Here is a 15,559-nt window from a genome sequence, read left to right on the forward strand (position 1 = left end):
TCCTTATTGCTGCTATCATTAAAATTTATCTACAAGGGCTGTCAAGTCGCCCACTACATCATCCGCTCTTTTTAAATTTTCGACGCTACCAATACCCACAACCTGCATACGGGCCGCTTTTGCCGCATCAATACCTGCCTGAGCATCTTCCAGTACCAGGCAATGGGCCGGCTCTATTCCCAGAGCTTCAGCACCTTTCAGAAACACCTCAGGATCAGGCTTGGAGGCCTGTACCACGTTGCCATCGATCAATGCGTCAAAATAATTCAAGATCTCCGTCTTCTGAAGGATACCCAATGCGTTCTTGCTCGCCGATCCGAGCGCGATCCGCATGCCCTTTGTCTTCAACCTTTGCAATAAATCCAAGCTTCCCGGTAGCAAATGTCCGGGATGTAGCTGCTCGATCAGACTCAAATACCATTGATTTTTTTGAGCTAGCAACTGTTCTTTTTCCTGTTCGGATTTTTCTAGCCCTGCCCATTTAAGGATCAGTTCGAGCGATCCCACCCGGCTGACGCCTTTCAGTTGCTCATTATCTTCAACAGAAAAAGAGTAACCCAAGCTATCCGCCAACCTGCGCCAAGCTTGATAATGGTAGACTGCCGTATCCACCAGCACACCGTCCAAATCAAATATCACGGCTTTTACGTTCGTATAATTAATCATTTCAAAAATGAACTTTAGATGCTCGTTGTTGTTAAAATTTAATATCCAGTACTTTCGTCTCGTAAGCTGCCAGCTTCAGGCTATGGTTGGCCGTGGGCACGGCCGCTTGACTGACAATGTCAATATATGCAGTTGCACCGCCGTTCCTTTCAGCAAAACGGTCCAGTTTGATTTCCTTTTCCTGATCGTTGCAGTTCATCACGACCATAACAGTCTGCTGCTCGTCGTAACGGAAATAAACATATACACCATCTTCAGGTACATATTGCATAGTCTTTCCGGTGTGCAGTACTGGATGGGCTTTGCGGTAATTGGCAAGTGTACGGACATAGTTCCACACATCCTGTTCGGCGGCTGTTCTTCCAGCAGCATTAAACTTATCCGTCTTGTCACCGGGGAAACCGCCCTGAAAATCTTCCCGCAGCAGACCATCCGGATTGGAGAAATTTTTCATGAGGATCTCAGCACCATAATACAATTGTGGAATACCACGCGTAGTTAGTAACCAGGCCAAGGCTGATTTGTATTTCTGAACATTTTCACCGATTACAGAAAAAAAGCGGTCCTTATCGTGGTTATCCAAAAAGAGTACGTTCCGGTCCGGATGCGGATATTGATAATCCGACGCTAGCGTCGAATAAAGTTTGTTGGCGCCAGCCGTCCATTCAGTCTTCTGATTGAGGGCATCACCGATGGCGTAGTTGAGCTGAAAATCCGTCACGCCCATCAACTTCGAGTCGATATCCTGGCCCACTCGTTTACCGCCCAGAAAATAAGCCTGATTAGCTACACCATGCACCCAAGTTTCTCCAAAAAAGGTGAAGCTTGGGTATTCCTGTTGGATACGTTCGGTCCATTTGGCCATAAAATCGAGATCATTATAGGGATAGGTATCGATCCGGAATCCATCTATACCGGCGGTCTCAATCCACCAGATGTGACTTTGCGTCAAATAATTCTGCACATAAGGATTTTGTTGATTCATATCAGGCATGGTGGGTACAAACCAGCCTTTAACCATTTTCTTTTTATCTTCGGCCGAAGCATAGGGATCAAAGACAGTTTGATCTTTATAAGAGGTCTGCGTGTAGCTTGGCCATTCATTCAGCCAGTCAGCCATTGGCTTATCCCTTACCGTCCAATGATAGCTTCCAACGTGGTTGGGGACGACATCAAAGATCAGCTTCATCTTTCGCTTATGCAGCTGTTGCCCCAGCTGTACATAAGTATCGTTGGTTCCGAAACGTGGATCAATGTGATAGGTCTCTGTATTTGCATAACCGTGATAGGAAGCCAGCGGCATATCATTGGTCAGTACAGGTGTCAGCCAGACTGAGGTTACGCCTAAGTCATTTAGGTAGTCCAGTTTGCCAATCACTCCTTCGAGGTCTCCCCCATGGCGCAGATACATCGAGTCCCGGTTGAGGCTCATGTCGAGCATGCCCTTAACTTGATCATTAGCTGTATTTCCATTTGCGAAGCGGTCAGGCATGATCAGATAGATGAGATCCTTGCTGGTCACTCCCTGAGCTTTGACCTCGTGATTCCGTGATTTTAGTTCGTAGCGGTAGGACCATTGCTTCTTTCCCTGACTGAAGGTGAAGGTTGTCCAGCCCGGCTTTGCGTTAGGCTTTACCTGAAGATCCAAAAATAAGTAATTGGGATTTCCGGTCCGGTTTACCCGGACCAGTTCGATCGCCGCATCATCGACCTTCACCTCGCTTTTTCCGATCTGCGGCCCGTAAACGACAAGCTGCAGTTCAGGATTCTGCATACCCACCCACCAGTTGAGCGGTTCAACACGCTGGATGGATTGCCCCATCAAGGGGCTCCATCCCAACGTTGTCAGTCCTATAAGTATCGTCGCAAGGATTCTATTTTTCTTTAGCATAAGCATGATTATTTTTTTGTCAGTGTGTATGTATTGGTGTTGAGGTCAAAGACAATATCGTAAGTACCTGCCGTGGAGACGGCAATATTGTCACCACCGGCCACCAATGCTCCATTGGTGCCGCCGAAGTTGGTCCCCCAGTCGTGATTCTTACGGAATTTTATTTCTCCTGTTGCCAAAGCAACGGTTAACTTCCAGACCTGGTTCGCGTTATCATATTTCATGTCCGTATCCGCGTCCCAGCCTTTCGGTGTAGCACTGCCGATAATACCCCAGCTATGATCTTTATAGGAGATCGTGTTGGCTGTCGTATTTACGATAACTTCTAGATTGCCTGCACGCGGAGCCTTGATGTCCTGACCGCCATTATAAACGATCTTCCCTGGTTCTGTTTCTCCATACGAATTGTTCCAGTTCCGTTCTGGCGTAACCTTAAACGCCAATTTGCCTTCCGGAAAGTAGATTATCCCTGTGTAGATCCCATTACTCGTTGGAGAAATCAGCGATTCTGCGTTCGCCTCAACCCAATCTTCATAAGCACCGATGGCATACAAATAGCTTGTCGACGCATATGGAGTAGCCTTAAGGGCCGCTAGCGGAGAGAATACGGCAGCTATTTTATTGTTAATGCTCGATTTTATCCGGATATCGAAGTCAGACATCTCTCCAGTAGGTACACCCAACGCAAGCAAATAGCTGTTTAGTTCGAAGCCTGTAAAAGCCATCTCGTTATGGCCATTCGGAATGACTACTTCTTTCACTGACTTAAAGCCATCTCCCTTCAGTCCAAACTGCAGTACATTGTTTACCGCAGCCTGAAAGCCAAAGTCAGGCTGTACAAACTTCAGCCGTAGCACTGTATCATCAGCATGCTGTTTAGACAGCGTGACACTATTTTTGTCTAAGGTCAAACTAGCCGCCTTCACATCATCTCCAGTACCTAATCTAGCCTGGGTTTCATCTTTTTTACAACTCTGGAATGCTACCAACAGGAGGAGAGCTATTCCGATATAATGTATTATTTTCATGTGTAAAATACTTATCTACTTCCTTTTATTATCCATTATGTCTTTAATGGCTGATTTACTTTCCGCTTAGTTATAACCAGGGTTTTGAACCAAGTTCGAATTCGCGATGATATCCGCTGCGGGGATCGGAAATAAGTTCCTGTAGCTCGGTACTGCTTGTCCCGCCAATACGCCGCCTTTAAACGGCCAGAGGTAGCTATCGCCTGTGAATTTGCCATAGCGGATCAGATCCGTCCGTCTGAATCCTTCCCAATACAGTTCTTTCACCCGTTCATTAAGAATGTCATCCAAGGAAAGGCTCGACAGCTTGCCACTGGTATTTCCATAAGCTCTTACTCGCAGTTTATTAATATAGTCAATGGCTTTGGCCACTGTTCCGCCCGAACCACCACGCAGGGTAGCTTCGGCATAAATCAAGTGCATCTCTGCCAGGCGGATCAAAGGAAAATCTACCGATGCCACAAAACCTTCAGCTGCTGGAGGAGCAGTCGTACCATCTTTATTTACATTGCGGAATTTGGTGACTGCCAGTCCCTGCTTATATACCGCCATGTCCTCGATCTTGACGCTGGCGTTGAGATGGAACATAGCCCGCTTATCGGTCGCCCCGGAATAATCGCCAAAGATCGTAGCGATATTGTCGCGTGTTCTGTTGCCAGCCCAGCCGCCTCCTGGCACACCAAACGACGTTGGATTCATGGTTGCATCAATGGCTGCATTAATTAAATACGTTGTACCGCCTTTGCTCTGTGTTTTGGTACCATCGTAAGGTAAATAAAAGATAAACTCGGGATTGTTGACATCGTTGTCCGCACGAAATAATTCGCCATAGCTAGCCCCAAGACTATACCCCGAATTCAGCACTTTTTCGGCATAGGTAATCGCTTCGGTATATTTTTTATTGCCAGCCCCCAGGTACACTTCGGCATTGAGGTAAAGCCTGGCCAACAAACCCCAGGCCGCGGCCTGATCGATACGACCATACACATTTTGTCTTGTACCTTTGAGTTGCTCAGCGACTTCGAGGAGTTCCTTTTCCACGTAGGCAAACAGATCAGGTCTCTTGATCTGGGGAGGAGGCACTTTGCCAACTGGCGTTTCTTCAGTTACAAAAGGTGGATTTCCGTACAGATCGAGCAATACCCAATAATTAAAAGCACGCAAAAATCGGGCTTCGGCTCGGTAGTAAGCGATTTCGGCCCGATCCGCATCTGCGATACCACGTTCATTTAGTTTTGCCTCAGTACTCTCGCGCAAAAATTCATTGACCAGCGTCGCGCTATAGATGCAACGGGTGTACAAACCCCGCAACATTGGATTGCTATCATCAAAATTCAGGTAATCTAGACCGCTGATTCCTGGGTCATTCAGCCAGGCGCATGCAGCTTCATCGGTCGTCAGCTCCTGTGCGTTCCAATAAAGACGTAGAAAATCGGACGTTCCGGGATCCAGCCCCCCGAGGTCAGAATTATTGGGTCCAGACGTGCTGGGCATCGCCATCGTACCATACAAACGGGCAAAAGCCATCGTATACCCTTTGAAATCCTTATACGCTACATCAGCAGTCACATCATTGGTAGGCTTGAGATCCAGGTCCTTATGGCAACTGGACAGCGCCAGGGCCAATAAGCAAGCTGATAGATATTTATTTAATTTTTTCATTGTGTTTCACTTAAAAATTCACATTTTATGTCCTTATCTAATCCTTAAAAATTCACATTGATTCCCAACACGTAGGTCCTTGGCCGCGGATAAAAACGGTCGTCAATTCCGTTGGAAATTTCGGGATCAACCCCTTTGTATTTGGATACTGTAAAAACATTTTGCACGGTTGCCGAAATGGATAGATTGGCTTTACTGTTGCGGATAAACTGGCCGAACTGATAAGAAAGGTTGATGTTGTCCATCTTCAAAAACGAAGCGTTTTTGATGTAATAGTCGCTTTGCAGTTGTTTTTCCCCAAAATTGCTATTCAGGAAGTCCACTGGCGCATTATTGATGACCAAGGATGCCTGATCGATCACATTGAAACTACTGCCAAAGTTTGAGGATACGTTGTCATACACATAATTGTCCAGATTCGCCCTTAATGTCGTTGCTGCGGACCATTTTTTGTAGGAGTAGGCTGCTGTAAAACCTAACAGATATTTGGGCAATGGCGATTTGTACATATACCGGTCGCTGTCACTAATGACGCCATCGGCATTGCGATCGACATAAACACCCTCAACCGGTTTGCCTTGCTCATCGTACACCTGCTGGAATGCCCTAAAGCTGTAAGGGGTATATCCCACCATATGAGCTTGAATATTATTGCCTGTACCGCCGCGGATGCCCCCTGTTTCGATCATGAAATTCGGGTCATCTGACAAGGTCAGATTCGTCACTTTACTCCGGTTGTAGGTAAAATTGATGCCCAGGTCGAGCGTGGAGTTTTCGGACTTCACGGGTACCACATGCAAGTTAACCTCGAGCCCCTGATTTTCCATGTTGCCCACATTTGTTAGTAGGAAGTTGCTAAAGTTTGATCCTACCGCGATTGGAATCGTGCTTAACAGATCTTTTGTCTTTTTTGAATAATAATCAATACTACCGTATAGCACATTGTTATAAAAACCAAAATCAATGCCCGCATTGTAAGTGGAGGTACTTTCCCAACGTATATCGCTGTCATATACGACCGGCGAATACAGGTAATAGTATTCATTTCCAAAGCGGTACATCGACTGGTCGCCACCTATGGTATAATTGGGCAGGTAGGAATAGTTTGCTATCCCATCCTGTTGTCCTGTTTTTCCGTAACTCAACCGTAATTTTAAATCCGACACAGCCGAATGATCTTTCAGAAAGCCTTCATTCTTTGCACGCCAGGTGAAACCCACCGAAGGGAAATATCCCCAACGGTTGTCGGCGCTAAAACGAGAGGAACCGTCTGTACGTAAAGTTCCAGATAGCACATACCGATTATCATAAGTGTAGATCAAGCGTCCATAGTACGAAATCAACAGGTTTTCTGGTTTGTCAAAAGGGAGGTTGACTGAGGTAAGCACATCGCCTGCTTCATTGGTACGCGCAAAATTGTAAGATTTGGTACTATTTTTATAATAGCCATAACCCAATGTCGCATCGATCGTACTTTTGATTGAAGGCAGCTCCTTATCATATTTCAAGTAAAACTCGAGCATCCGGTTGTTGATGTCTGTTTTATATTCGGTACGCTCACCACCTTCATTGTAGTTACGGGCAGCAATAGCGGGCGTAAATGTATTTCCTTTTGAACGCGCCAGATCGTACCCCACATTCAAGTTAGCATGTAGCTCAGGCAGAAAATGAAAACTATAATCCAATTTGGCATTTCCTATACTCCGGAACACATCTCCCTTATCCTTGCGAAGCTCGAGCAGCGCCAACGGATTTCGGGGCGCATTGGGGTTGGGTTTTCCACCTTGTACCCATTCAAAATAACCTCCAAAACTATTCTTGTCATCCACATACACCGGCTGGGTCGGATCAAATTGAATTGCTGAACCAATAGCATCTTGTGTGGCAAATTTCGACTTTGACCAGGTGCCACGTACATTCACATCCAAGGACAGATGATTATCTAAAAACTTCGGTGTGAGGGCCAATGCGGCAGTTGTGCGTTGTAGCTTGTCATTTTTTAATACACCATCCTGATTCATATAGCCAGCCGACACACGGTAAGGCATATTTCCGGCCTTTGAGGCAATATTAATGTTATTATCAGTGGTAAATGCATTTGCATAAATGACATCCTGCCAATCGGTATTTGCCGTACCCAACAGCTTCTTCATGGCATCGCTACCGTGTGCATTGACATAATCCCGAATCTGATCGGCACTAAGCAGATCCACTTTGTTCGCTATCGTAGCCAGCGAGTTTTGTGTCGAAAAGTTGATTTGAGTTCCAGATCGGCTTCCTTTTTTTGTCGTGATCAAAATAACCCCGTTTGATGCCCGTGACCCATAGATAGCGGTTGCATTGGCATCTTTGAGGATGGTAAACGTTTCGATGTCATTCGGGTTGATCAGACTCAACGGGTTGGCCACACCAGATACCGATCCGCCTGCCAATGGAACACCGTCCACCACAATCAATGGATCATTGCTTGCATTTAACGATGCTCCTGTGCGGATGCGGATCGTACTCCCCGCGCCCGGCTGTCCACCACTGGTGGTAATCTGCACTCCAGGAACTTTACCGACGATCAGCTGTTCGGGCGAAGAAATCTGTCCTTTCTGAAAGTCTTTTGAGGTAACGGTGCTGATAGAACCGGTTAATTCACCTTTCTTTTGCGTACCATATCCGATCACGACCACTTCTTCCAACTGGCTCGCATCGGACTTGAGGTACAAGTTCAAAGGGTTACGCCCATCCTGAACCTCAATCAGGGTATCCAAGGGGGCATAGCCCACCATGCTTACTTTCAATCGCAATTTACCCGGCTTCAGTCTATCCAAGCTAAAATCCCCGTTTGCATTGGTAGACAGTGACTTTTGAATGTCCTCAAAGCGCAATGTGGCGCCCACTAAGGAACTTCCTTTCTGGTCCATTACCTTTCCCTGAAGCGTAGCCTGCTGCGCAAATGCCGTGGCACTCACCCCGAGTAACATGTTCAAGGCCCAAAATGGACGTAACATCTGTTTGTTCATAAAATAACTGTTTATTTATTTAGTTTTGTTTTGCTTAGTAACAGGTATTCTCCTGCCCCAAATCGGACTCTGGTCTGTTGCGACCAGTCCAATGTATTCCCTGTAAAATTGTCTTTCCATATCGCCCGCAACGCATTGGGTAATATAAAATCAAGATCTTCGACTCCAAAATTCCCTAATACCGCAACCTGCTGCCCGTCGCCCTCCACGAGGTAATATTTCATCGCGTCTTTAACAGACGCTTCTGCTACGCTTCCATTCCGAAAAATACGGTTGTTGGTTTTAAAGTGAATCAGATCAGCGTAGACGCCGAACAGCGCCTGCCGTTTTTCCTGCTGAAGGTAATCCCAACGTATGGGTTTCTCGCCCGTTCGCCCGTTTTCGTCGATCGATACATCATATCCATACTCGCCAAACTGCCAGATCATCTTAGGACCGGGCGATGCCAGTAAAAACAGGGCGGATAGCGCCATCCTTTCCAGCCCAGTACCGAGATTTTTAATCGAATATACTCCTGCCGCATTGCCATAATTCAAACATTTGAACAACAGGCGCTGTTCATCATGACTCTCCATATACGAGACAAAAGCAGGACTTGTCATACCATGACCTGAAGCAAACAGACGTCCCAGATCCGACCCATTATTGGCGTGCCAACCCATCGCCGCTTCGTTAAAAACAGTATTCATATTATTCCAGAGCAACATGCCTGATTGAGCCAGCTCCTTTTCCTCCTGGTCACCGCCAAGATGCTCCAAAATCACATAACTGGTAGGATCGATAGCATGGATATGTTGCTGATATTGCTTCAATATCGCTATACGGGAAGCATCATACGCGTTCCAGGTGCTTAGATCACTTTCTGCGATTCCGGAGTTTTTCTGGGTAAAACCTTTAGACAGATCAAAACGAAAGCCGTCCACCCTATATTCTTGTAACCAATAAGCCAGCATATCCTTTACAAAAGCTTGAGTAAAAAGGCTTTCATGATTAAAATCGTAGCCCACATTAAATGGATGTCTCGCGATCGTATTAAACCAGGGACTATTGGCCGCCACTTGGCCATTTTCAAAATAAAGCTGTACCATCGGCGACTGTCCAAAGGCATGGTTGAAGACCACGTCCAGAATGACAGCAATACCATTTTCATGGCAAGCATCGATGTAAGCCTTCAGTTCATTTTTCGAACCATAATATTTATCCAGAGCACGATGAAAAGACGGATTGTATCCCCAGGTAGAATTCCCTTCTGACTCCTGGATAGGCATCAGTTCTACCGCATTGACACCCAGCCTTTTCAAGTAAGAGATCGAATCCCTAAGTGTAGTATACTGATGACCCTTCACAAAATCGCGTACCAGCAACTCATAGATCACCAAGTCTCCCGGATTCGGTTTATTAAAGACATTTACTTTCCATGGATAAGATGCAGAGGTTAGATCAAGTACCGCCACTATACCACGCGCGCCTTGTGGATAAGTCGGAAGATTTACTGGTTTGAATCCCATATCCGGATCATATTGCGGATCAAGGATGAGCCCCGCGTATGGGTCTGCCACAAGCAGCTGCCCGTCCACCAGAAACTGATAAGTATAATTTTTGGAAAAATCTAGGCTAGACAATGTTATCCACCAGGATTTGCCATCTGGCGTCTGACTCATGGCATAGGCTGGCGAGGCCTTATATTGATTAAAATCGCCCAGCAGATAAACACTCTTTTTAAGTGGTGCCGTTAGCACAAAACTGACCTGTTCTTCTGTTCGGTCGATCGTGACTCCGTTGCGGTTTATTCCGACAGGGAGAGCAGCGATAGCCGGTTTTTTCTGAGCAAATAGTTGCATGGTGGTACCGACGCTTTTACCATTGATCTCCAACTTGGCTTCCATTTGATGTAAGCCATCAGTCTCTAAAACAAACGTCTTTTCAACAGACAGTGCACTATTGCTTTCCGCTAATTTGACACCATTATCCCACAGGCTAATCTTGCCCACATGGGTGCCTTGCACTTTTAGCTTAACAGCCTCGCCGACAATGTACTGCTGTTCCGCTAGGATCGGATCAGTGGGCTGTGTAATAGGAGAAACAAAACGGATTCCTTCCTTGCCATTCACTAGCGGCACAAATAGATCTGAACCATCCCGGTTGCGCTGGACGAGGGATCCATCCCCATTTCGGACCAAAAGAGCAATTTGGCCAAACGAAGCAGCATCGCTTACCTGAAAAAATTTGGAAGGGGTAAAAGTGAATGTATATAGTCCTGGGGAAACAAAGCTGAGCTTATAGGTATTGTCATTTTTGTTCCAATCTGTCACTACCTTCTGCCAACTTCCTCCTGTCTCAGGAATCAGCCCCGCATGGAGATATAAATCGGACGAACTACCCTTCAGGGCAGCATTTCCTTTCGACAGATCAAACCTCAATGTGACCTCCTGATCCCAAAAAACAAATGGCGATGACATACTGATCAGTCCCGCTGCCCCTTGCTCCACCACAGCAGGCTGTTCGGTTTCCACAATGTCCTTTTTGTTGGCACAGGAAGCGAGAAGAACTGAGATCACCAAGAACCCCAGTAAGCGAACGAGATGTTTCTCCATCGATAATTAGTTTTAATTGGCTTTGATAATGGGAACGTTCCCGAAATCAAGGAAAAAAGAAATCGCTTTTCGCGATTTTACTCTCTAGCCCTTCCAATATTATACAAATTGATTATTTAACTATATCCGGGAATGTTCCCGAACATTAGTCAAAACTAGTGAACGCTTACACAAAAAGCAAATATTTTTTCACTTATTTGAGGCTAGATTTCTGAAAAATAAGCTGGGAATCAAGGTAAACCGAATTAGCAAATCTTTCATTTTGGGGATCATCCATCTTCTCCAACAGAAGCTTTGTCACCAATTCTCCCATTTCGTAAGCAGGCTGCTTGACTACACTAAGTGCGGGGTCGATCAAGTCGGCAATGTCCAAACAGGAGAAACAGATTATTTTCAGCTGCTCGGGAATCCGGATCCCACGGTTTTTGGCGACCCGTATGCTGGAGATTGCTAATCGCTCGACAGACGCAAATATGGCATCTGGTCTTTCCTTTTCAATGAGCTTTGCGATATCTTTCATATTCTGCTCGGCATCGTTTACGGTATCCAATACAAGTCGTACATCAATCGGTAGTCCTGCCTCCAGCAATGCCCTTTCATAACCATCTTTTCGCACTTTACCAATAGATATGGCAGGGTTGATCGCGAGATAGGCTATCCGTTTACAATCGTTCTCTATCAGATGTTTTGTCGCCATATAGGCCGAGTCCGCATCGTTACCTGTTACATATCCTCCTTTCCAATCCTCATAGGTCCGGTCAAAAAACATGACAGGGATGCCGCGTTCTTCCAGCAACTGAATATGTGAGTGATCTTTGCCTTCGCCTGATGCTGAGATAATGACTCCATCCACACGACCATTGACCAGTGACCGAACAATAGACGCTTCATTCTGCACCTGGTGGTCGGTGACATAGATCAGGGTATGATAACCTTTCGACCGAGCTACGGCCTCGATTCCTTTAATAGCCTGCGAGAAAAACTTGTTCCCGAATTCGGGGATAATAATAGCGATTGTCAGACTTTTGTTGGCTTTAAGGCTACTAGCATATACATTGGGAGAAAAACCTATTTCTTCGGCCATAGCCAGTATACGCGCTTTTGTAGCGGGATTGATATCCACATTGTCCCGAAATGCACGGGAAACGGTTGATTTTGACAAGCCCAATTTTTTGGCCAGATCGACAATTGTTAATTGAGACATAACTGTGGTTTCCTCAGCTTGGTTTTGTAATAATTGTTTTATACAAATAAAGCAATTATCTCTCCAGAATAACAAATTTTCTTTTTGTCGGCTCGCTACTGATAGCTGGAAGGAATACACAATCCGCTCAAACACAGCACTTGTCATTCAGCACGCCGACGGCAAAAAGATCTCCTTCAGGAATAAACGTAAACTCATTAGGTCTTAGCTGGGAAAGTCCCGTGGAATACTTCTTCGAATAAAGGCGTATCAGAAACAGGAAAACCATACGTTTTCCTATTTCTGACGCCGAATTTGGACGACTTTTTAGAATTGACGGAAATCCCACTCGCCGCGGTAGGGCCGGCTACGCAGTAGGTTGGCATACTCATTGTCGAACTCCTCCAGTTTCGGATTCCATTTCAAATCTTTCTGCAGTTCATATGCTATATTGATGGCATTGCAGACACTGCTGGTACGGTGACCGATTTCCACATCGCATATGGGCTTGCTCCGTTTTTTGATGGCATCTACAAAGTCCTGATAATGATTGTCACTATAGTATAAGCGTCGGTCCGACGGGGCAAATTTCAGATTAGCCAGAGTTTCGGGATTTGAACGAATGAACTCCCGGCTGACTTCTATCTTACCTTTCTCACCGATAAACTGTATAGCGTTGTGCACGCCCCATTCCACGTGATTGACTTTCACGCCGTTGGCGTAGATAAATGAAAGGCCACTATTGGCATTCGCTTGTTTGGGTGGGATAAACTGCACGGGACCCGAATTGTCCATGTCCAGCGCCCATTGGACAATATCAAACATATGCGCTCCCCAGTCGGTGATATACCCGCCCCCGAAATCGCGGTATCCACGCCACCAGGCCCATTTATCATCCTCAATTGGCGGGCTTAAGATTGGATTATACCCCCGGTAGGGCGATGGTCCCACCCACATGTCCCAATCTAAGTAATCTGGGGCCGGCATCGATGGCAAATCACATTGCTTGACAGGCTCACCCACCGAAACATTGACTTCTTTGATTGTTCCGATATAACCATTGCAGACTAGTTCGGCCGCCTGCCTGAAGTTATACGAAGAACGTTGCATACTTCCGGTCTGGAAGACGCGGTTGTATTTGCGTGTCGCGTCGACCATGGCCCTACCCTCGGCAATGGTCAGCGCGAGTGGCTTTTCACAATAGATATCTTTTCCAGCTTTGGCCGCATCCACAGCAATCTGCGCGTGCCAATGATCCGGCGTCGCGATGACTACGGCATCGATATCCTTACGCTGCAGAAGTTCACGATAATGATGGTATGAAGCCACCTGTGCCTGCGCTTTTCCCAGTTCACCGAGCTTCTTTGTGGTGCTGCCGATAAATGCCTGTAGTTTTTTGCGGTCGACATCACAAGCTGCCAGGGTATTGATTTCCTTACACTTATTTAACCCATTCATTAGGGTATAGGATTGCTTACCCACACCGATAAAGCCCAGGTTAATACGGTCACTGGGAGCCAGAAACCCATTGCCCCCCAAAACTGCCCTGGGGACTATGGTAAAAGCCAGCGAGGAGACAAGTCCTTTCGCGATAAATTCTCTTCTTTTCATCAGATGATCAATATTTTAGTTTGTTACATTTTTCCATAAATTAGTCTTTTACAGGTACCAAGGAGATTGTGGCAATCTCCGGTAGAGATTCTCCCTCTATTGCACTAGCGATAAGTGTCACCCGTGTACTGGGCTCACCGATCACCTGCTGAGACACCTCCACCCTGCCCAGTTCCACTTCTTTAAAACCATTACCCTCAGTGGCAAAAGCAAAAGGAAGCTGCTGTCCGAGTAGCTGTAGTGTCACCTTACCTTGTTTTCTGGTATCAGGCAAGTAGCTGATCAGAACGCGGTATTGTCCCGGCTTCTGGATCTTGATATCCCAGTAAACTCGGTCATCTGGATTTTTCCATTGTCCGATAGCATTTGGCCGGTTGGGATCATGCGTATGCGCGCCGATAATTTTAAGTCCCTTTCCCGCCTGTAGTTTAGCATTATTGGCATTCATGATGATGCGACCGTCGGCCTGGGTCTGCGTTAGGCTTTCTTCCACAAGTGGTTTTCCCTGGATTTCGACCACAATCACCTGAGGCCCCTTTTCAGTATCAAAAGCTTCCACAGGCAAGGTCGGCCTCCCGCCATTAAGCGTAACCTTCAGTTTGTTTTTGGGCTGAGCCAATACATAGGCGGCAGTTACCTTATTTTTGATCGGCAGTTCGATTTTTCCGCTGGCAGGACGGTCGAAGACATGTAAGTACAGTCTGCCCTGCTTCTGGGTACAATACCCCCAATCCAGTGACTGAAAAGGACTTGCGCTCGTACCATAGATAGCCTCCTTATTGACTTGCATCCACTCGCCGATGCGCTCCAGTATCCGGACTGCAGGCTCAGGAATCGCTCCATCTCCATCCGGGCCTACATTTAATAGGAAGTTGCCCCCCTTGCTGACCGTTTCGACAAATAACTGCATGATTTTAGGAAAGCTTTTCCAATTTTGATCATGGGCACTATAGCCATAACTTTCATTCATGGTATGGCTGACTTCCCAGTACATACCTGGCAGACCAGTTGGTGGAATGTATTTTTCCGGTGTTCCGATATCTCCATTTTTGTTTTCCAGCCCTTCCCAAAAGCGATTGTTTATAATGATGTCGGGCTGCCACTTGATCAGGTCAGTCAAGATGCGTTTTGTGCCCCAGGACTCTCCATGGTATTTTTTGCTGCTAAAGTCAGGCCACAGGATATCCAAGGTACCGTAATTTTGTGCCAGCTCTTTGATCTGTCCATAAAGATAGTCCTTATAACGATTATGGTCGGGCTGATGATTATCCATATTCGGATTGAGCTGGAAAGCTTCATAAGAATCTGGGTGCTGCCAGTCCAACAGGGAGTAATAGGCGCCTACTTTCAATCCCTCCTGACGAAAAGCCTGCATAATCTCCCGATACAGGTCTCTGCCTGCTGGCGAAAGGTTAGCCGTGCCGGTGACCTCGTTTTTTAGCGCATATGGTTGCTGACTATTGAACAGGCTGAAACCTTCATGATGCCGGGATGTCAGTACCATATATTTCATGCCAGCTTTTTTGGCCAGGCGGGCCCAGGCTTTTGGTTCGAAAGAACGCAATGTAAATTTGGGTCTCAGCACCGCAGCATATTGTTTGCTGGGTATTTTACCCCAAGTCTGTATCCATTCCGCATAATGTTGTGGATATTTTTTACCTTCGAAGCTGCCGCCAGCCGCGCTGTAGAGCCCCCAGTGGATAAACAGCCCAAAACGAGCCTCTTTAAACCATGCCATACGTTTTTCCCGGCTTTCCTTCCAGCCCGGCACACCTTCATACGGCTCAGTTGCAGTCTGGGAAAATGCACCCTCGGTCACGCACAGCAGCATTCCCAGTACGGCAGCACATTTCCATCTTAAAAAGTTAATTTTCATTATTGTTTGGTTTATACATAAAAGTTCAGTTTAATCA

Annotated in this window: 9 protein-coding genes; all 9 read right to left on the bottom strand. The window is 46.3% G+C overall.

Translation table 11 applies throughout. From position 1 onward, the window contains the following. Nucleotides 1–18: 18 nt before the first annotated feature. Nucleotides 19–666, bottom strand: a complete 648-nt coding sequence (gene pgmB, locus K7A41_RS02450; RefSeq protein WP_265712454.1) for a beta-phosphoglucomutase — start codon at nt 664–666, stop codon at nt 19–21. A gap of 31 nt (nt 667–697) precedes the next feature. Continuing rightward, the gene (locus K7A41_RS02455) at nt 698–2,557 is read right to left on the bottom strand and encodes a glycoside hydrolase family 13 protein (protein ID WP_265712455.1); all 1,860 of its coding nucleotides are present in this window, start codon (nt 2,555–2,557) and stop codon (nt 698–700) included. Nucleotides 2,558–2,565: 8 nt separating this feature from the next. Further along, nucleotides 2,566–3,585, bottom strand: coding sequence for a SusE domain-containing protein (locus tag K7A41_RS02460; protein WP_265712456.1), 1,020 nt, complete (start codon nt 3,583–3,585; stop codon nt 2,566–2,568). Between the two features lie 66 nt (nt 3,586–3,651). Continuing rightward, complete coding sequence (locus K7A41_RS02465) at nt 3,652–5,247, bottom strand: RagB/SusD family nutrient uptake outer membrane protein (RefSeq protein WP_265712457.1); 1,596 nt, start codon at nt 5,245–5,247, stop codon at nt 3,652–3,654. 44 nt (nt 5,248–5,291) lie between these two features. Next, entirely contained in the window at nt 5,292–8,258 is a 2,967-nt protein-coding gene (locus K7A41_RS02470; RefSeq protein WP_265712458.1) for a SusC/RagA family TonB-linked outer membrane protein, read from the bottom strand. 11 nt (nt 8,259–8,269) lie between these two features. Further along, nucleotides 8,270–10,852: an alpha-amylase family glycosyl hydrolase gene (locus K7A41_RS02475; RefSeq protein WP_265712459.1), complete on the bottom strand. Its 2,583-nt coding sequence runs from the start codon at nt 10,850–10,852 to the stop codon at nt 8,270–8,272. Nucleotides 10,853–11,045: 193 nt separating this feature from the next. Then, nucleotides 11,046–12,056: a LacI family DNA-binding transcriptional regulator gene (locus tag K7A41_RS02480; RefSeq protein WP_265712460.1), complete on the bottom strand. Its 1,011-nt coding sequence runs from the start codon at nt 12,054–12,056 to the stop codon at nt 11,046–11,048. Nucleotides 12,057–12,362: 306 nt separating this feature from the next. Then, the gene (locus K7A41_RS02485) at nt 12,363–13,646 is read right to left on the bottom strand and encodes a Gfo/Idh/MocA family protein (RefSeq protein WP_265712461.1); all 1,284 of its coding nucleotides are present in this window, start codon (nt 13,644–13,646) and stop codon (nt 12,363–12,365) included. A gap of 40 nt (nt 13,647–13,686) precedes the next feature. Further along, a complete protein-coding gene (locus K7A41_RS02490) occupies nt 13,687–15,522 on the bottom strand; it encodes an alpha-L-fucosidase (RefSeq protein ID WP_265712462.1) in 1,836 nt (611 codons plus the stop codon). Between the last annotated feature and the right edge of the window lie 37 nt (nt 15,523–15,559).

Origin of the sequence: Sphingobacterium sp. InxBP1, assembly GCF_026191775.1 — a bacterium.
GTDB lineage: Bacteria > Bacteroidota > Bacteroidia > Sphingobacteriales > Sphingobacteriaceae > Sphingobacterium > Sphingobacterium thalpophilum.

Bases quoted from the DNA above. Each gene is read 5' to 3' on its own strand.
- K7A41_RS02490 (WP_265712462.1), bottom strand. From the start codon at position 15,522: ATGAAAATTAACTTTTTAAGATGGAAATGTGCTGCCGTACTGGGAATG.
- pgmB (WP_265712454.1), bottom strand. From the start codon at position 666: ATGATTAATTATACGAACGTAAAAGCCGTGATATTTGATTTGGACGGT.
- K7A41_RS02480 (WP_265712460.1), bottom strand. From the start codon at position 12,056: ATGTCTCAATTAACAATTGTCGATCTGGCCAAAAAATTGGGCTTGTCA.
- K7A41_RS02455 (WP_265712455.1), bottom strand. From the start codon at position 2,557: ATGCTAAAGAAAAATAGAATCCTTGCGACGATACTTATAGGACTGACA.
- K7A41_RS02465 (WP_265712457.1), bottom strand. From the start codon at position 5,247: ATGAAAAAATTAAATAAATATCTATCAGCTTGCTTATTGGCCCTGGCG.
- K7A41_RS02475 (WP_265712459.1), bottom strand. From the start codon at position 10,852: ATGGAGAAACATCTCGTTCGCTTACTGGGGTTCTTGGTGATCTCAGTT.
- K7A41_RS02485 (WP_265712461.1), bottom strand. From the start codon at position 13,646: ATGAAAAGAAGAGAATTTATCGCGAAAGGACTTGTCTCCTCGCTGGCT.
- K7A41_RS02460 (WP_265712456.1), bottom strand. From the start codon at position 3,585: ATGAAAATAATACATTATATCGGAATAGCTCTCCTCCTGTTGGTAGCA.
- K7A41_RS02470 (WP_265712458.1), bottom strand. From the start codon at position 8,258: ATGAACAAACAGATGTTACGTCCATTTTGGGCCTTGAACATGTTACTC.